Source organism: Microcoleus sp. T3_A4 (genome assembly GCF_036700465.1).
GTDB lineage: Bacteria > Cyanobacteriota > Cyanobacteriia > Cyanobacteriales > Microcoleaceae > Microcoleus.
In genome coordinates, this window is record NZ_JAUBOY010000077.1 from 1 (window position 1) to 18,142 (window position 18,142).

Here is an 18,142-nt window from a genome sequence, read left to right on the forward strand (position 1 = left end):
AAGCTAGATGATGGGCTGACCCGTCCAGTCTCTATATCTGTTGTTCCTCTTCATTGTAAAAAACCTACACTTGTAAGGGAGAGGGGGGTTGGCCATACCCATTCCCGATTACTGATTACCGATTAGCAATTACCGCTTTGAGTCGATTAATATCAACTTTAGTTATTAACTAATTTTGACATTATGAGCGAACAAGCTAGCGAGCTAATCAAGCAGGGGATTTCGCAATATCAGGCACGCCAATTTGAGGCGGCGCTAGGTTCTTGGCAGGAAGCGCTGGCGCTGTATCGCTCAATGGACGATAAGCGCCGATCGGGTGCGGCGCTGGGTAATATGGGCGTAGCTTACGAAGCGCTGGGAAATTATGCTCAGGCGATCGACTGCTACCAGCAGCATTTGGCGTTAGCGCGGGAAATGGGGGATCGCCGGGGCGAGGCAAATGCTTTGGGAAATCTGGGCAATGCTTGCTGTGCTCTTGAGGATTTTTCTGGTGCTATTAATTACCAGCAACAGCGTTTGGCGATCGCGCGGGACACTGGCGACGGGCGCTCTGAGTTGGAAACTTTGGGCAATTTGGCGCTAGCTTACGATGCTAATGGAGATTTGCCTGGTGCGATCGAATGCTATCACGAGCAGTTGTCGATCGCGCGCACCAGCAAGGACGATCGCATTGAGCGCAATGCTCTCAAGAATTTGAAGCTTGCTTACAAGTATTTAGCAGATTACGAGAAGGCCGACGAGTACCGACAGCAGCAATTGGCGATCGTCCGGGAACTGTTTTTAATTGATAAAAATAAGAGTTTTGTACAACTTGCAGAAACAGTGGGTTTGAATCCGATTGAGGATTTTGCTGGGGCTAACTTAAGCGGTTTTGACTTGCACTACACTGATTTTAACGGTGCGGATTTGCGCGAAACCAACCTCCGAGGCGCCGATTTGACTTTGGCCGATCTCAGCGGTGCTTTGCTGAGCGCTGCTATTTTAATTGATGCTAATTTGTGCAATGCTAATTTGCGGGATGCTGAACTCAGCAGCGCCAATTTGAGCGGTGCTGATTTGCGGACAAAGCTGCCCCGTGCGAATTTGAGCGGTGCAAATTTAACCGGCGCTAATTTGAGCAGTGCTTATTTACCGAATGCGATTTTAGTAAATGCAAATTTGACAAATACTGATTTAAAAAATGCTGATTTAAGCGGTGTTAATTTGAGTGGCGCGAATTTAAACGGTGCTGATTTGAGCCGCGCTGATTTGAAAAATACGGTGGTTAAAAAGGCGAATTTTTATGGTTGTGTCGGAATTTCGGAAGCCGTGAAGGTTGAATTGATGGCACGGGGCGGGATTTTTGAGTAGAATTAATTGGAAAGGTTGGTAATTGTAGAGGGTAAGAAAAGCTATGACTGCCGTAACTGCAAAACGATTCTCGATCGCCGAATATCACCGTTTGGGAGAACTGGGATTTTTCGCCCCCGATGAGCGAGTTGAATTGATTCGCGGAGAAATTATCATTATGGCTGCTAAAGGTAGGCTTCACTCTGTTTGCAACAGTCTTTTACTTGAGGAGTTAGTCATTTTACTGGCAAGACGCGCTCGCTTGCGCGTACAAGAGCCGATTATTTTGTCTGATGATAGCGAACCAGAGCCTGATGTTGTGATTGCCCGCAATCGAGCCGATCGTTATTTATCTTCTCACCCGCAGCCTGCTGATATTTTGTTGGTAATTGAGGTTTCCGATTCTACGTTGAAGTACGATCGCACAACCAAGTTGTCTCTCTATGCTGAGACTGGGATTTCTAATTATTGGATATTTAATTTGGTTGACAATCAACTGGAAATGCACAGCGAACCTTATCAGAAACAAAACGGGAGTTATAGTTATCAATTGCAACGAGTTGTTTTGCCAAATCAGACGGTGATAATTCCGGGTTTTCCAGAGTTATCTCTGGATTTGTCTTCCGTATTTCCAGTCTAGGCTTCCTTCGATGATATAATGCACTCATTGCGATGGCTACACCCCGGCTTGCGCCTACGAACTCTTCACCAAAGTAGCACTATGACTGCTCAAACTCTCGCTCCACCGGAACAAATTGTCCAGCTATCGGGTATCAGTTGGCAAACCTACGAAGCTTTGCTTGCCGAAATCGGCGATCGGCAAATTCGACTGACATATAATCGTGGCAATTTGAAAATTATGGTACCTTCTCCAGAACACGAACTTTACAAAAAAGTAATGGGTCGATTTGTTGAAACCCTAGCAGAAGAATTGGAACTCAACATTGCCCCCCGGGGTTCCACAACTTTCAAGCGTCCTGAACTTAGCGGTGTAGAACCTGATGAATGTTTTTACATCCAAAATGTTAGTGCAGTTAAAGGCAAAAAAAGACTGGACATGAATCAAGATCCGCCCCCGGATTTAGTGGTGGAAATTGATATTACCAGCCGTTCGGAAAATAGCTTGCAGGTTTATGCGGATTTGGGAGTGCCGGAAGTTTGGATTTATAATGGATCGCGACTCAGAATCAACAGATTGGAAAATGGAGAATACGTTGAGTGCGAGATCAGTTTAGCATTTCCCAGCTTACCGATATTAGAGATTGTCATATTTTTGGAACAAGCAGAAACAATGGAGTATTTGGAATTAGTGAAAGCATTTCGGAATTGGGTAAAAAGCCAAATTAAGCCAAATCAATGACTGGCGGATCAAATTAAACAAAGTTTACAATTTTACCCCAGGGAAAAAAGCTGTGTTGTGATAAAATAGAGATGATAAACTAATTTAAATATCAATTACAGGCTGGGAGTGCCAGCAATTCTACCCGATATGCGATCGCTAGAGTCTCACAACAAATACCCAGATTGCTTGTGGATGCAATTTGAAGCAATTCCAGTTCCATCGGTTGCACCCCAAACCCAGCAGCTCGACATTCACTTGAGCCTGAATTTTAACGAGCATTGGGAACCCCTGCTAGGTGGTCGCGTCAAATTTGGTCTGCAAGGCGGAACGCTCAAACTCCATCTAGAAAACTGCGAAATACCCGTAGCATCACGTCAGTTAGTCGGTTCTTTCAAGCTTTTGCCAATAGGAGAAACCCTGGCTATTCAAAGCAGTGCAGAAATTTTAGTAACCGAAAGTCAGCCGGGAGTTCAGGGCGGGGAAAAGGCGGAAAAAACTAAGGAGACAGAGAGCATATTTTGTCAGGTTTCCACAATCAGCGATGATACAACGCCAGCTTGGATTTTTGCAGTAGAACAAGGCAAATCAGTATTAAAAGGTTTGCTAAAAAGTGCTAAGCTGGGAGAAATTACTGCCAAAGAATTTCGGATTGCAGCGGCTTTTGAAGTGGCTAAAGAAGATATTTATCTCACAGATGCTGAGGGTTTGTGGCCGCACGAAATCACGCCAAATCAACATTCGGTTTTAGAAAGAATCCTGACGATATACCTGCAAGAAAATAAACTCCAACCTGCTCTCAGTTGGGCGCTATTATCCTACAATTTACCTCCGGTTGAACCGCGCGAAGTGGAAATTATCCCGGAAGCTGAATCGGAATTGCAGGAAATGGTCGATCGCATTATTTCCGCTGAAACCGACAACTTTGTGGAGTTGGCAAAAATTGCCAATCTCAACCCCGCACTAGATTTCGCAGGTGGTAGCTTGCGTGGAACGACTTTAAGTGCAGTGGATTTTAGCAGCGCAAATCTCGATCGGGTAAATTTCCGGGGTGCAACCTTAAACGATGCCGATTTCAGCGACGCCAACCTGCAAAATGCCAAATTCGGCGGTGCAGATTTGAGTGGGGCTTTCTTAGGAAATGCTGATTTAAGCGGTGCAGATTTGCACAAAGCAAGTCTAGCTTTAGCTAACCTCAGCGGTGCCAATTTGAGCGGCGCCAATCTGCTGGAAGTGAACTTAACAAATACTAATTTCAGTGGTGCGAATGTCGAGTCAGCGAGGTTTGGGAACAATTCAGGAATGGATGAGGAGATGCAGGTGAATTTACAGCAGCGAGGCGCAATTTTTGAGGAGGTTTAGCCCGTAAGTGCGACATCCCTTTTATTCATCCGCCTCGATTGTGGCACGGGCGTCACGCCTGTGCGATGGAATTTCACCTTTAAACAACCGCCTCTGAAGAAAGTTGCTTCTTAATGCTTAACTCTGTAACTAAATTTATAGAGAGTGAGGAACCGTAGCTGTTAAGAGGGTAAACAGGCATTTCTTGCCAACACTGACGGCAAAACCAGTATACTTGAGCTTGGCGAACGTGACGCAGCAGTTGATTGGTGCAGCAAGGACAGCTTGTCATAAAAACCTCTTTTTTATCGAAAGTGTATTTGTCTCTTGTTGCCAAGTGCTGTAAGCTGGGTTGAAGCTGCAACTCTATGAATGTAGAGGTAAGAAGTAAAGATTTGGTAAAGAATACAAGCTTGTTAAGGAATTGATGCAAATCGAAATCTTTCGTAAAAATAGCAATAACTGAGAGAAATTGTATCCAACAATCCCCAGATTTCCAGAGAGGATATTAAGATTGTCAAGTCTTAAGAATCCTGCGTCTGCCATACCAGGGAGTGTCAATCATTCCATCCCAACATCTCTGCCACTTTTCCCGGCAGGGTGGTGGCTTCAAATGGTTTGCCAATTACCCCAGCAATACCCATTTCGGAAAATTTAGCCATATCGGTTGACATAACTCTTGCTGTCAGCAGAATCACTGGAATAGATCGAGTTATGGGATTGGATTGGAGACTATCGTACACAGCAAACCCATCCATTCCCGGCATTGATATATCCAGCAAAATAGCGTTAGGTCGTTCTGTTTGTAGGATTTGTAAACATTCTTGTCCTGATGCGGCCACCAGGGTGTCCCATCCCGCGAGGTCTTCCAGGCACAACTGTACCAGTTCGCGGAGGTGTTCTTGGTCATCAACGATGAGAATTTGTTTCCCTTTGTTTTCGGGCAGGAGACTGTCATCATAATTAGCTACTGGCAAAGTGTTCATTTTTTTTGTTGATTATAAATTAATTTTTCGGTCGCCAATTGCGTCTCAACTGCAAATTTGAGCAATTGCTCAAATTTGCAGTTGAGAGTTGAATCCGAACTTCGGATTGCTCAACTCTCAACTCTTTAGCAAGCTGAATTGTTAAACTATCCTGGTGTATTTCAGTTACATAGAATTCAGGATGTACGCGGTGGGGCAACGGGATGAGACTTTGAAATCCACTAGGAAGGTAATAACCTTCTACTCCTGCAGCTTTGGTAGGTTTGCCTTGGATTAAAACAGTTTCTGGAGTGATGTGGAGATTCAATTTGACAAGATGAATGTCATAAATGTGAACTTTAAGTATCAGTGTCACATCCTTTTCTTGAATTTTAATACCTGCGATCGGTTTTTCCTCTGTATGAGCAATCCAAAGTGTGGATTGCTGACAATCAGTGGGCAAACCGAAAAAGGAACCTGCGAGATCCTGATTTATATCATTCCAAGCCTGAAAAGCATTCATTGACTCTCCTCCTAATGCAAAGAACTTTTAACTGCATAACAGAAGACTAAATAACAACGGTAAGGAATTGGTAAAGATTCCGTTATTGTTACAAAACTTCACAAAACTGGTGAAAGTCAATCAACCCATCCCAAAATCTCTGCTACTTCTTCCGTCAGGGTGATGGGTTCGATCGGTTTGGCAATTACCCCAGCTACCGCCATCTGGGCAAATTTAGCCCGATCGCTGGGCAAAACTTTCGCTGTCAGCAGAATCACTGGAATCGATCGGGTAATCGGATCGGACTGCAGGAGCTCGTACACAGCAAACCCATCCATCCCCGGCATAGATACATCCAGCAAAATGGCGTTGGGTTGTTCTATTTGCAGTATTTGTAAACATTCCTCTCCCGATCCTGCCCCCACTGTTTCCCATCCGCCTAAATCTTCTAAGCAAGCCTGCACAAGTTCCCGAAGGTGTTCTTCATCGTCAACAACTAGAATTTGTCTGTCAGTCATGGGATTTTGGATTCGAGATTTTGGATTTGGGATTGATGCTACAGATTAATCTCAGCGTTATTCAATGATTGCTAAGGGTAGGGTGAAGCAAAATGTGCTGCCTTCACCTAAGATACTTTCGGCCCAGATTTTGCCGCCATGCTGTTCAACAATACTACGACAGATTGCTAAACCTAAACCGGTGCCTCCTTTTTCACGGGAGTCGGAGGCATCGACTTGCTGAAATCGCCCAAAAATGAGTTCTAGTTTATCGGCAGGAATGCCTCGCCCGCGATCGCTAACTTGGAACAGCACAAAGTCTGTCTGGTTTTGGGCACTCAGATGAATTGTGGAATCGGCAGGCGAGAATTTAATTGCATTACTGAGCAAATTTGTTAAGGTTTGGACGATCGCATCTCCTGTTGCCCAGACTTCGGCAGCGGTGGGGGTAACGATTAATGAGATCTGCTGTTGAGTAGCCAGCGCCTGAGTGCTATCTACTGCTTGCTGCATCAAATCGGCGGCTTTGCAAACGGTTTTATCCATAATTCCCCGCCCGGAGTCTAGGCGCTCCAAATCTAAAATATCATTGACCAGATTCACTAATCGATTGGTATCGAGGAAGGCAATTTCAATCATCCGTCTAGATTTTTCGGGCTTTTTATCATAAACTCCACTTTTTATTAGTCCCAATGACATTTGAATTCCTGCCAAAGGAGTGCGAAGTTCATGGCTGACAATGCCAATGAACTCATCTTTAATGTGTTCGATTTTTTGTCGTTCGGTAATATCTTCCCCAATGCTGATCGTGCCAATAATGTTCCCCTCTGAATCTTGCAGCATGGTATTGTTCCAGGCAATAAATCGTTCTTCACCCGATTTTGTCAAGATAAAATTTTGATAATATGGATGATAGTTGTGGGCTAAAACTTCCGAAAAAACAACTTGAACCGATTCTTGATTAGAAGAAGGCAAGAATTTTTTAAACCAATTTTTTCCGATAACTTCTAGGTGAGTATATCCCGTAATTTTTAAGAAGAAAGGATTAACGTAATTGACATTTGCCTCTATATCAAGTCCGACAACAATCAACTGCACGTTATCCAAGAGCGATCGCCAGCGTCGTTCGGCTTCTCGGATCGTGGCTTCGGCTTGCTTACGTTCTTGCAGTTCGACCTGAAGTTGTCGGTAGAGTTTGGATTGCTGAATGGCGATCGACAATTGGCTGGCAATCTGTTCAAGTAATTCTATTTCCCACGATTGCCATTGACGAGGTGCTGTATTTTGGTAGATAGCTAACAAACCCCATAGATTTTCTCTCAAAAATATCGGGAAAACTGCATAACTTTTTGCTTGAAATTGTTCCACTAGCTCGATATGACAGGGTTGAAGTTCAGCACTGTAAATATTATTAATAACCAAAATTTCATGATTGCGGAATCGACCGCCGTCAGTTTCTTGCAGATAGGTATCTACACAATTTTTTTGAATATCGCTCCCTATCAGTTTTACCCAATCCTCACCAACTGACTCCACGACAAAATCACCACTCCAATCAGGATTAAAGCGGTAAATGACAGTGCGATCAGTTTGTAATGTCTGCCTAATTTCAGTAACAGCAGTATTTAGAACCGCATTCAGATCCAAAGATTGGCGAATCCCTTGAGTAATCCTCCATAGCAAATGTTCCTTTCGGGATTTCTGTAGTAAGGCTGCTTCCGCCTCTTGTCGAACTTCTTCGAGGTGTTTCGCTACGGTAATATCTTGATGAACGGCCACTAGAACATCGCCATAGTCGGAATGATTGAACACACAGCAAGTTGCACTGCACCAAAATGGAGTCCCATCTTTCTTGACATTCTGAACTTCATAGCTAAATTCACCCCTTTGTAAAACGGCAGACCGAATGGCTTGATTTACATCTTCAGGACTGACCGATTCGTTGCCATAGTTGAGAATCGAAACGTGCTGACCGTTGAGTTCGCCAAAGTCATAGCCAAACATCTGCTCAAATTTAGGATTGGCATAGACAATAACTGCATTCTCTGCTCTTACTAAGCAAATTCCTTCCGCCATGTTGCGGGTAATAACAGCCTGAAGCTCCAGCATTTGTTCGGTTTGTTTGAGTTTAGTCAGATCGCGCAGACTGACGATAACGCCTGAAATATTTTCACCTGCATCACGTAAAGGTGTATAAGTAACGCTCAAAAACTTCCTGACTAAATTGGGAGAGTCAAACCACTTTTCATACTGAATTGTTTCTCCAGCCAAACATCTATCTAAGCGAGGTTGGATGAAGTGATCAAACAACTCTGCACCCAGGATATTCCTAACAGAATTTCCGAGAACTTCGCTTTCAGATTTGTTGCACCAACTCAAATAAGCTTGATTGGCTATTTGATAAATATAGTTAATATTCATCACCGCAATCCCATCTGTTGTATTGAATAGGATGCGTTCATATTCGCGGAAGACTTCTTCAGTACGTTTGCGATCGGTGATATCAAATACGCTAGAACGACTCATCATGAAATTCCCGGTTTCATCATAAATTGCTGTAGCATTTAGGTTTATCCAAATGGGTTTTCCGTTTTTATTCAACATCTGAAACTCTAAATTGTTGATGTACCCTTGTTTTTTAAATAGGGGAAAGTAGTGAGAAAAAATATTTTTACTTTCAACTGTCATAAAATCAAAAAATTTCTTTTGGTGCACAACTTCAGCGCGGGTATAGCCTAACCACTTCAGTTCCGTATCATTAATCATAATTATTGTTCCTGCTGCATCTAGGGAATGATAGCCACAGGGAGCATTATTATAGAGGTCTTCCACTTGATTGATATATTTTTGCAAGCTATGGTTGACTTCAGTGAGTTCTGCTGTCCGTTCTACGACTCGTTGTTCGAGTTCAGCATTGAGTTGTTGTAGGGCAATTTCTGCTTGTTTTTTCTCCCTCAGTTCCGTTTGTACTCGCTCAAATAAATCAGCTTGCTGAATAGCAATTCCCGCTTGAGTTGCTAGCTGTCGCATGAGTTCAATTTCTGAGGGTTGCCATTCGCGAGGTTCTGCACACTGATGGGCAATCAATAATCCCCAAAGTTCTTCTCCCTTAAGGATAGGAATAACCAGGTTAGCTCTCACTTGAAAATTGGCCAGTAATTCCAGGTAACAAGTATCAATTTCGGCAGTATAAATATCAGATTTAGAGGTGAATAAGCCTTGTTTGAAGGGTTCGACATAGCTTTCACCCAAGCAATGATCGTGTATCTGAGTTGATAAGATTTCTGTCCATTCTGAACCAACTGACTCTACCACTACCTTTCCGCTCCAGTCTGGAGCAAATTGGAAGATAATTACGCGATCGCATTGCAGAATGTTTCTGAGGTCAGTTACCGTAGTGTTGAGAATATCTTCGAGTTTGAGGTATTCGGGGAGAGAACGTGCTGTTTTAGCCAGGATTCGCTGTGGCTGTTGTTGCCATTTCCCATAATCTTCATCAGTATGTTCTATCATTAATCTACTTAATTAATTACATTTTTTAGATTGAGGCATAAACCGGGTTTTTACCCCTCGTGCGTAAGTTCTATTTAAGTATTTCTCGGCTTAAGTAAAGGACGAGAGCGCTTGATTCGGCTGAGTACCCGCGTGACTAATTCAGGCCCTAGTACCGGCTTGGTAATAAAATCATCGGCTCCCGCTGCAAAGGCTTGTTGGAGAGATTCTGGATCGGTATGGGCTGTCACCACTAAAATCGGTAAATTTTCCCATTGGATATCTTGTCGGACGACTTGACACAATTCTAAGCCGCTGACGATCGGCATTTCTAGATCCAGCACTACTAAATCGGGCTTAGTGCTAATTAACACCTCCCAAAACTGCTGTGGTTCTTTGAGATTTGTCACCTCAATTCCCCAAGGAGTCAGTAACGCTGATAATTTAACCAGCATCACAGGGTCATCATCTACGATTAAGACTTTGGCTTCTGAAGTTTTAGGACTGGGTAGAACACGGGCGATGGCTCGAAAAATTTGCTCGGTGGTTGCAGGTTTGTGGAGAAATTGCTTAGCACCTAAGCGCGATACTGCCAAGCGATCGGCAAGACTATCTCGTCCGGTAAAAACGATTATAGGAAGAGTAGGCGATCGCTCGGTCAATTCTCGCAGTAGCGTCAATCCATCTTCCTCTGTCTCTGCAAAGCTTAAATCTAGTAACATCACATCGGGCATTGACAAAGCAAGACGCGATCGGGCAGCAGTAATATTCGGCGCAATTTTCATCCGCAATCCCCAAGCTTCGGATTCTACTTTCAATCGCTCCGTTAATGCAGCATCATCATCAACTACCAAAACCCGATCGTTGAAAGTTGAAATAGTAGAAACTGGTACAGCCGTTGGTGTAATCGGTGTTTGGGCTAATTCCTGCTGTAATCCTGTCACCAATTCCGAGAATTCGGTAATTTCCTCAGCAGTGAAAGAGGGATATTTGATTAGCAAATGCTCTGCCGAGCGTGCCAATTTCGAGCCTTCTGGATAACCAAAAGATCCCAGAGAGCCTGCCAATTTATGAGCTTCATGTTTTGCCGCTTGCTGTAATTCTGTTTCTAAATTTCCTGCTAATAGAGCAGTTTTTGCCTGTTCCAATACAGCAATTTGTTGGTTGAAGCCTCCCCGAAACCGCTCTAAAATTTTGTCGCTCTCGGACTTATCTACCCCACGAGATTGATATTTTTGGGTGCGAGCAATCCGAGGATTATTTGAACTAGACGACGCAGATTGGGGGTACGGTTTAAGTCGATAGCCCATGCCATAAACTGTTTCAATGATTTCTTCAGTTAAGCCACCTGCCTTCAATTTCTTTCTGACATCCTTAATATGAGTGATAATGGCGCGATCGGTGGGTGCGTCATCAAATCCCCACAGACGATCCAAAATGGTACTGCGGCTAAAGATGCGATCGGGATTTCGGAGTAATAATTCCAGCAGATTATATTCTGTCGCTGTCAGTGAAATTATTTCTTCGGAAAAAGTCACTCTACCAGACTCTAAATCTAAACAAAGATTTCCCCAAGTCAATGTATTAGCCGCTAAATTATGAGTAGAATCTCCTGGGGAAAGTGCTTTACTCCGTCGCAACAAAGTTCGGATTCTTGCCAGTAATACTTCCGTAGCAAAAGGCTTGCTGATGTAATCATCGGCTCCCGCATCGAAAAGAGCCACCACCTCCGCATCTGAATCCTTTGCCGTCATTAACAGGATCGGTTTGCAGCAGCCTTGCGATCGCAATTGCCGACATAGACTAATTCCATCTAGCTTGGGAACCTGCACATCTAACAAAATCAGGTCATACTCAATTGCCGCTGCCAAGTCTAGGCCCGCTTGTCCATCATTTGCCCTATCAAACCCGTAATGATTTGCTTCCAACACCTGTGCCAGTGTTGCACTCAGCCCTCCATCGTCCTCTACGAGCAGAATTTTTATCGGAGACTTCTTCATTTTGGCTGTGCGGTTCAATTCCCATGCGATCGACGCGCTTTAATGTCAGGCCGAAGCGTGGCTTTTAACTCAATCAATGCTACTCCTTACTACTGCTTTTATCTTACCATTTTTGCATTCCCATCACATAAAAATTACTGTCACTTCCGCAGTTTACATAAAACGTATCGCCCTTCCCTTCATCTGCGTTCATCCCCGTTTATCTGCCTGCATCTGCGGTTCAAAAAAAGCGTGAAGCGAAGCTATCCGGAAGGGGATCGCCCCAAAAAGAGCGATCGCCCTCCCAAACAAATTATCCTTCATCCTCCGACTTTACAGGAGGACGCCCAGAAATCACAATAAATCCCACCGACTCAAGAGTCATGTGCGGGCGGCGAATCCCAGCTAAAACCGCTTCACTCAACAAACTTTCCGTACTGATTTCCTCAGCCAAAACCGATTCTAAAAGTTGTTCGGATTTAGAAAGTCGATGCAAGCGCAACTGCAATTGATTCACCCGGTTTTCGAGTTGGATAGCAGCAGTGACAGCAGATTGCTCGCACATTTCCACAAAAGCCGATCGCCCGCGCAGCAATTCCTCCGATACCACCCGTCCCTTTTGACAAAAATCATCCCATTCTAGCGGATCGACAAAACTGTCAATCAGCGACGTGCGATTTTTCGACAAATTGTAATCCCGATTCGGCCCGCCTTTCCCCTTATAAGCCCGCTGCAAAATCGCTAGAATTTCCGCATCTTCCACCAGTGACATTTCTTCGCTGCGAGCATCTACAAACACAGTTTCAAAAATGGGCAGAAACAGAGCATCAGCGCGGCGCTGCAAAGCTTTCAAGTTGTAATTTTCGATATTTTGTGCTTGCAAAACTTGCTCGGCCGGCTGCACATCAGTCTGGATGGAATAATTAAACTGAAAGCCGAACCACTCCTTCCCGGGCTCCGCATCCCAACTTTCATCATGCCGCCACATAGCAAAAGCTTGACCGCGATCGTCCCAGCGAATATAAGAGCCAAGTGCATCGATCAATCCCTCACCAATTCGGTAAAGAGCGACATCCGCATTCTGATAAGCAATCCGGCGATTGTAACTACCATATTGCTGGCAATAAGGAACCAATCTGGTCATCAAATCGTTCGAGGGAATTAACGTTTTTTGAGTAGGTTTATAACGCATCAACCCCGATACACTCGGATGTTCTATTTGTTTGAAGTGAAGAGCTTGACAAATCCAACCTTCAGTAGCCCGCTGCATTTCTTTATGCTTAGCATCGCAGTTATCGAGAGATTCAAAATACTGAGATGCGCTGTCATCAAGAGTATCAATTTCATCGAGAACGTACTGTTCATCAATTTTGATTTTCTCTTGTTCGATTTCAGTTTTAATCGCTTCAATTTCGCTGGATAAGCCCTTGCCTCCCTCAGCAAACAACTTTTCTTCAAGTTTGAGAAGTTTTTCCTCAGCATAAAACTGAAGGCTGGCAATAGATTTGTTGAAGATATCAAACCCATCTTTTAAAACTTGGAACCAAGCTTCGTGGGGACTCTCCGGCATATCCGGGCCTGCAAACAAACAAAATTGCACTCCCATTTTGCTACCAATGCGATCGACTCTGCCGAGTCTTTGTTCTAACTGATGGGGAAACCACGGCAAATCGAAGTGAACTAACCAATCTGTCAATTGCAGATTTACCCCTGCTTCTGCCGATCGATCGCACACTAAGATAAAGCAATGGGGTTCAGTCTTAAATCGCTTGAGACTAGCCTCAACCTCATCAGCCGATTTTGTCGTGTCATGGCTGGCGATCGCATTTTTACCAAAGATTTTAGTTAAATTTTCCGCAATCTCTTTACAAGTTGCAGTAAAACTGGTAAAGATCACAATTTTCGGAAAACGCTCGCCTGGAATCGGCCGTTTAATTTGCTGTTGAATTCTCGACAGCAAATCGCGAGGTTTGCTGTGATACTCGCGCGGAACCTTCAAAGCAACTGCCAAAAATCGGAGAATGGCGATTCGTAACAAACTCAGTCGATCGAGTCCTTCCTGGGGCTTTTCCAGGGTGTTGAGCAAGGTTTCCAGCATTTCCCTTTCTTCGGGAAACAGCTCCGTTTTGGTCAAAATTGCTGTGTCATTTTGTCCAAATTCGCGATCGAGTTCTGGAGTAGATTTTTTCTGCAAGCGAGCTTTGACAACCCGTTCTAAAACATTCAGCCAAGTACCAGAAGCGCGGAAAAACAGCAGAAAAATTCTCTGATATTCGCTCGACTTAGGAGCGACTGTGCGCCATTTATCGAGTACGGTTTGAATTTCCGACCACTGTTCATCATTCAGATCATACTCAGTTTTTGGGACAGCATCTCGGTCGAAAATCACATCCTCAACCGCATCCCGGCGGTTGCGAAGGATGCGGCGGTGCAGGCGGTAGGTATCTCTAACGTGAGTGCGAATAGTTCGGACAAGCCCAGCCTGTTCTGCTGTTTCTTTAGTTTTCAAACAACTTTCTAACTCTGTTGCTAATCCGATTAAATAATCATCTTTGGCAAAAATAGTACGGAGTTGAGCGAGTTTTGTTTCCAAAACAGCAGGCTTGGCATTTTCTCGAAAATCTAGCAAAGCGCGACCGATTTCTTGACGGTTTTGTACCTGTTCTTTGAAATTTTCCAGGTCATCAAGACGGTAGGTTGTCGGGTCTAGCAAGTGCAGCATCGTTAGAAAATCTTGCTCGTGGCCGAGAACTGGCGTTGCAGATAATAACAATACATTTTTGCTTTTTTGAGCTAGTTTCTGACAGAGTTCAAACGACTGCTGCTGAGCCCGATCGCTCGAATTTGCCATTGCTGCCACATCATGCGCTTCATCCACAATCAGAAAATCTAGGTTAGCATTGCGGCTAACTTGATTGATTTCGCTAACAGCAACAAGCTGCACTCTGTCAGCAAAATGAGACAAATAGAATTTATTTTCCAACTCCTGCCGCCACTGTTCGAGCAGGTATTTCGGAACCAGCACCACAGCGCGTCCGTTGGGTTCATCTAGCAGAAATTGGCGGAGAATTGTCCCGGCTTCTACTGTTTTTCCTAGTCCTGGTTCGTCGGCTAATAAATAGCGCACGATTGGGTCTTCTAGGACGCGCCGGACGACTTCAACTTGGTGCGGATAGAGGTCTATGTTAGCAGAAATTAAACCCGTCATGCCGCGGCTGACGGCCCGCTGTTCGATCGCAGATTGAACGAATGCCAATCGGCGATCGTGAAAATACGGCGTTTCTTGACCTTTGACTGCTAAAATGTCGATCGGATCGGCGATCGGGATATTGCAGCGAACGTAAAGTTCGCTTTCAACAGCTTGCAAACTTTGGCTGTCGGGGAGGTCAATTTCGTACTCTAATTTATCTTCATCCCAGTCATAAACTCGACCGATAATCCACCTTTCCTGAGTGGTACTCCAGAGGTAGCAGCGGGTTTGGCGCTGAAGTCTGGCTTCTTGCAGCAAACCCAAGGGTACAGTTTTGCGGATGCGGTTTTTAACTGAGCAAAAATATTCAACTACGGCATCGGTACGCGATACCTCGACAACTTTTCCGACTCCCAAATCGTTTCTGGGCGATCGAACTAACGAACCAACATCAATCATAATTTCAGCCTGACAATACTTACTAGAATACAGTAAACCTTTTCCAGTTAAAAATTTTAGCAAAATGCGATTTTTTGCTGCGTCACTTTTCTAGTTCAGTGACAGTCAATCTAGTATTCTGAAAACAATAAGTTTAGCATGGCAAATAACATTTTGGTAATTGAATAAATATGCTAGCAGCGAATAAGAATAAGTAATTACGAGGCAGGAAAAATAACGCCTGGATTACCGGATTCCCATTTCGGGTATTTCTGCATAACATTGGTATAAATTTCCGACTCTGTAAACCCTGCTAACCAAGCTTGTAGCGGAGGCCAAGGCTGTTCGTTGAACCAATTTAGATCGGTATGAGCGAATTGACGGACAAAAGGTGCGATCGCCCTATCAGCCAATGCTACATTGTTACCAAATAAATATTTAGTGGCGCTTAACTGTGCATTGAGTTTGTCGAGGAATAAAGAACCTTCATAACGATGTACTTGGGCATCAACACCGGGATAACGATCGGGGTACTTATAACGGTCAAGATGATATTTAAACCTATCATCAAATAGAGCGATTAGTTCTAGCATTTCTGCAACAGAACCTTGCTGTGGTATCAACCATTTTTCAGGATCATTTTGCCTCAATGCCCACAACATGATATCGATACTTTGATCGAGTACGCGCCCGTCAACATCAATCAATATTGGTACTGTACCTTTGGCAGATACCTCCAACATCTCTGGTGGTTTGTCTCGCAAAACAACTTCCCGCAACTCACACACCCGATTGCTAACCATCAAGGCCAAGCGCGCCCGCATAGCATAGGGACAGCGGCGGAAGGAATACAAAATCGGGTATGTTGCTGACATATAATATCAATTCCGGTTGCACCGTCTGTGATTGTTGACTGTTGACTGGTGACTGTTGACTGTTGACTCGATTTTATTATGCCGATGGCACCGGAAACGATATAATTAGTCGATCGCGCGATCGGGTTTTTCGGGTCAGAAACCCGGTTTCTTTCGATATTTCTCGTCGCCAAACCAGATTTTTCGTAGAAACGGGGTTTCTTTAAACTTAGTGAATAATAATATTAGTCGATCGCACCATCGACTTTTTCCTTCGCATCGTAGCGCGCGCCTATATGTACTTGGTTGCGACGCTTAGCAAGCTCAATCTGACGTTGACGTTCTGATAAGGCTTGTTTTTTGGTTTCAGTTTTGGAGTCATGACAATGAGGACAACTCACACCAAGTACAAATAATTCAGAAGCCTTATCTTCCTGACTAATCGGGTGACGACAACCGCGACAAAGTTCATAGTTACCCGGCTTTAAGTCCTGACCAACAGAAACCCGTTCATCAAACACAAAACATTCACCTTCCCAACGGCTTTCGGCTTCCGGCACCGTTTCCAAATATTTTAAAATTCCGCCTTCGAGATGATAGACTTCCTCAAAACCTTGACTACGCAAAAAAGCAGTAGATTTTTCGCAGCGAATACCACCGGTGCAAAACATTGCCACCTTGGGTTTATTGCGTAAAGCAGTTTCCCGCAGCGCCCATTCAGGTAACTCAGAAAAGCTTTTTGTTTTTGGATTAATAGCGCCTTCAAAAGTACCCATAGATACCTCGAAGTCGTTACGCACATCAACCACAACAACATCGGGATCGTCAAGCAGCTTATTCCACTCCTCCGGCTTAACATATTTGCCAGCCATGAGGCGGGGATTAATGTCCGGTACTCCCATCGTGACGATTTCGCGCTTCAAGCGTATTTTCAGGCGGTAAAAAGGTGCTTTTTCCGAGAAAGATTCCTTGTGCACGAGATCCGCAAAACGTGGGTCACTACGCAAGAATGCCAGCACTGCGTGTACGCCCTCGGACGGGCCGGCAATAGTACCATTGATGCCTTCTGCGGCCAGCAAAATAGTGCCTTTGACGTTGTTGTTGTTGCAACAATCGAGTAGCGGTGCTTTCAGGTCAGCAAAATCGGGTAGTTCAACGAACTTATATAAAGCAGCGGTTAAGAAAGAAGCCATAGATTGAATTTATAGCACTAATTTAATTTTCATACTTCTATGAAAATTCAGTCAAAGCGGACGGTGGGACTCGAACCCACGACGTTCAGCATGGGAAGCTGACATTCTACCACTGAATTACGCCCGCGCTTAGTGTTTTTTACCTGTTTTCACCTTCTTTGACTTTGGAGGCGCAGCGGTAAAAAATGACTAGAAAAACATTGTACAACTATTTTCGGATTTTGAGTATAGCATTTTGACAATCAATTTTGGCCGATCGCCGATCGCACAGCGGAGCCATGAACTACGGCGGACGAGCAAATTGTCATCGCGACGAAAAGCTTGCCCGAACCTTGACAAAGAGTTAGCGGCTTCTGCGCGCACATTCTGATCGCGATCGAACTGCATCATTATTTCACAGCGCGACCAAAGCTTCCGCAGTTTGAGTCTGCCGCCATCCCATCGCCACGAACCGCACCATAAACTCCCCATCGTTCACTTTTCTCACCAACATCGGTAGCGCCACCGCAGAATCGCCCTTTCTCACAGCCGTTACCCCCGGCAGCCTGTCTTGAGAATCCGAACTTTGCAGCGCTGCTGGGATTTACCTAATTTCCCTCCGCAAATTAAAACATATTTTTGTTACTTTTCTTTAAGCTTTTAGCAATTATTGCCGGATTTTGGGAAGATAAAAAATTTTCAGTTATTAGATTGGGTCTGCAAATTAACAGCCTCAAACTTCAACACCAGAATAAGTTCAGGAAGTAATTGCTCAATAGAAGTAATATTCGCAACGGCTAATCGACGATACTCTGGAAATGACTCAAAATGTAAAACTGCCTCAACAAGCGGTGATGAAGCAGTTAGAAAATAATCCAGAGATAGTTTACATCCACGGGGCGCTAGCGACTTTGCGTGAAGCTAAGCTATCCCACTCTTAATCGCCACAACCTGCCTAAAAACGAGATTATAGTAATTTCAAATAAATGTGAGACAAATGCAAGATGATGTAAAATTAAGAAAAATTGTTAACTCGGAGCCGAA

At 44.2% G+C, this 18,142-nt stretch carries 16 protein-coding genes and 1 tRNA gene; 5 read left to right on the forward strand and 12 right to left on the reverse strand.

Translation table 11 applies throughout. The annotated features are described in order from the left end of the window. Nucleotides 1-183 precede the first annotated feature (183 nt). From QUA07_RS27970 to QUA07_RS27985, 4 genes are all read left to right on the forward strand, one after another. On the forward strand, nt 184-1,350 hold the full coding sequence (locus tag QUA07_RS27970) for a pentapeptide repeat-containing protein (protein WP_333331939.1): 1,167 nt from the start codon (nt 184-186) through the stop codon (nt 1,348-1,350). Nucleotides 1,351-1,393: 43 nt separating this feature from the next. Next, a complete protein-coding gene (locus tag QUA07_RS27975) occupies nt 1,394-1,969 on the forward strand; it encodes a Uma2 family endonuclease (RefSeq protein ID WP_333331942.1) in 576 nt (191 codons plus the stop codon). A gap of 81 nt (nt 1,970-2,050) precedes the next feature. Beyond that, nucleotides 2,051-2,689, forward strand: a complete 639-nt coding sequence (locus QUA07_RS27980) for a Uma2 family endonuclease (RefSeq protein WP_333331945.1) — start codon at nt 2,051-2,053, stop codon at nt 2,687-2,689. Nucleotides 2,690-2,797: 108 nt separating this feature from the next. After that, nucleotides 2,798-4,030: a pentapeptide repeat-containing protein gene (locus tag QUA07_RS27985; protein WP_333331948.1), complete on the forward strand. Its 1,233-nt coding sequence runs from the start codon at nt 2,798-2,800 to the stop codon at nt 4,028-4,030. Between the two features lie 79 nt (nt 4,031-4,109). Here the strand turns inward: QUA07_RS27985 and QUA07_RS27990 are convergent, their stop codons facing one another. The 12 genes from QUA07_RS27990 to QUA07_RS28045 form a co-directional block, all read right to left on the reverse strand. After that, a complete protein-coding gene (locus tag QUA07_RS27990; RefSeq protein WP_333331951.1) occupies nt 4,110-4,301 on the reverse strand; it encodes a hypothetical protein in 192 nt (63 codons plus the stop codon). Between the two features lie 265 nt (nt 4,302-4,566). Beyond that, nucleotides 4,567-4,995 (reverse strand): response regulator, encoded by a 429-nt coding sequence (locus QUA07_RS27995; protein WP_333331953.1) that lies wholly within the window; start codon nt 4,993-4,995, stop codon nt 4,567-4,569. A gap of 19 nt (nt 4,996-5,014) precedes the next feature. Continuing rightward, entirely contained in the window at nt 5,015-5,497 is a 483-nt protein-coding gene (locus tag QUA07_RS28000; RefSeq protein WP_333331956.1) for a hypothetical protein, read from the reverse strand. A gap of 116 nt (nt 5,498-5,613) precedes the next feature. Continuing rightward, the gene (locus tag QUA07_RS28005) at nt 5,614-5,994 is read right to left on the reverse strand and encodes a response regulator (protein ID WP_333036538.1); all 381 of its coding nucleotides are present in this window, start codon (nt 5,992-5,994) and stop codon (nt 5,614-5,616) included. 57 nt (nt 5,995-6,051) lie between these two features. Next, a complete protein-coding gene (locus tag QUA07_RS28010; protein ID WP_333331959.1) occupies nt 6,052-9,486 on the reverse strand; it encodes a PAS domain S-box protein in 3,435 nt (1,144 codons plus the stop codon). Between the two features lie 74 nt (nt 9,487-9,560). Beyond that, nucleotides 9,561-11,465, reverse strand: coding sequence for a response regulator (locus tag QUA07_RS28015; protein WP_333331962.1), 1,905 nt, complete (start codon nt 11,463-11,465; stop codon nt 9,561-9,563). Nucleotides 11,466-11,757: 292 nt separating this feature from the next. Continuing rightward, on the reverse strand, nt 11,758-15,093 hold the full coding sequence (gene dpdE / locus QUA07_RS28020; protein WP_333331965.1) for a protein DpdE: 3,336 nt from the start codon (nt 15,091-15,093) through the stop codon (nt 11,758-11,760). 197 nt (nt 15,094-15,290) lie between these two features. After that, nucleotides 15,291-15,947, reverse strand: coding sequence for a glutathione S-transferase (locus tag QUA07_RS28025; RefSeq protein ID WP_333331970.1), 657 nt, complete (start codon nt 15,945-15,947; stop codon nt 15,291-15,293). Nucleotides 15,948-16,171: 224 nt separating this feature from the next. Beyond that, nucleotides 16,172-17,119: an oxygen-dependent tRNA uridine(34) hydroxylase TrhO gene (gene trhO / locus QUA07_RS28030; protein ID WP_333331974.1), complete on the reverse strand. Its 948-nt coding sequence runs from the start codon at nt 17,117-17,119 to the stop codon at nt 16,172-16,174. Nucleotides 17,120-17,174: 55 nt separating this feature from the next. Continuing rightward, nucleotides 17,175-17,246 (reverse strand) — tRNA-Gly (locus QUA07_RS28035). 62 nt (nt 17,247-17,308) lie between these two features. Continuing rightward, nucleotides 17,309-17,509 carry a hypothetical protein gene (locus QUA07_RS28040; RefSeq protein ID WP_333331977.1) on the reverse strand — a complete coding sequence of 67 codons (201 nt, stop codon included), beginning with the start codon at nt 17,507-17,509 and terminating at the stop codon, nt 17,309-17,311. Between the two features lie 4 nt (nt 17,510-17,513). Then, nucleotides 17,514-17,645: a hypothetical protein gene (locus QUA07_RS28045; protein WP_333331980.1), complete on the reverse strand. Its 132-nt coding sequence runs from the start codon at nt 17,643-17,645 to the stop codon at nt 17,514-17,516. A 271-nt stretch (nt 17,646-17,916) separates the two neighbouring features. Here QUA07_RS28045 and QUA07_RS28050 point away from each other — a divergent pair, with 271 nt between their 5' ends. Beyond that, nucleotides 17,917-18,039 carry a hypothetical protein gene (locus QUA07_RS28050; RefSeq protein ID WP_333331983.1) on the forward strand — a complete coding sequence of 41 codons (123 nt, stop codon included), beginning with the start codon at nt 17,917-17,919 and terminating at the stop codon, nt 18,037-18,039. Nucleotides 18,040-18,142 lie beyond the last annotated feature (103 nt).